Annotated in this window: 1 protein-coding gene; it reads left to right on the top strand. The window is 46.4% G+C overall.

Annotation, left to right across the window (positions count from 1 at the left end):
• A partial coding sequence (locus tag AAEZ03_RS28755; RefSeq protein WP_350583405.1) for a hypothetical protein occupies positions 1-239 on the top strand: 239 nt, incomplete at both ends.

The raw sequence follows: 239 nt of genomic DNA, 5'->3' as shown, positions 1-239 counted from the left end.
GCCCATGATTTACAACAACGCTTGAACATGCAGCAACGCGAGTTGAGCGAGGATGAAAAACGTCACGCAGTTTTGGCAGGTGAGTACGATACTCTACATCAGATATTGCATCCAAAACCTACACAACAGCAATCAGCAAAGTCGAAAGTTACTGCGACAGATAAGACGGATAGCGATGGCATACATCATCAGCCGTTAGCCATTGCAACGCTACGTGAGCAGATTGAACTCAGCGCAAA

It is taken from the genome of Pseudomonas sp. HY2-MNA-CIBAN-0224 (assembly GCF_040310285.1).
In the GTDB taxonomy this organism is placed as follows: Bacteria; Pseudomonadota; Gammaproteobacteria; order Pseudomonadales; family Pseudomonadaceae; genus Aquipseudomonas; species Aquipseudomonas helleri.
Note: the sequence above shows the minus strand (reverse complement) of the source record. Positions and strands in the feature narration are given on the sequence as shown.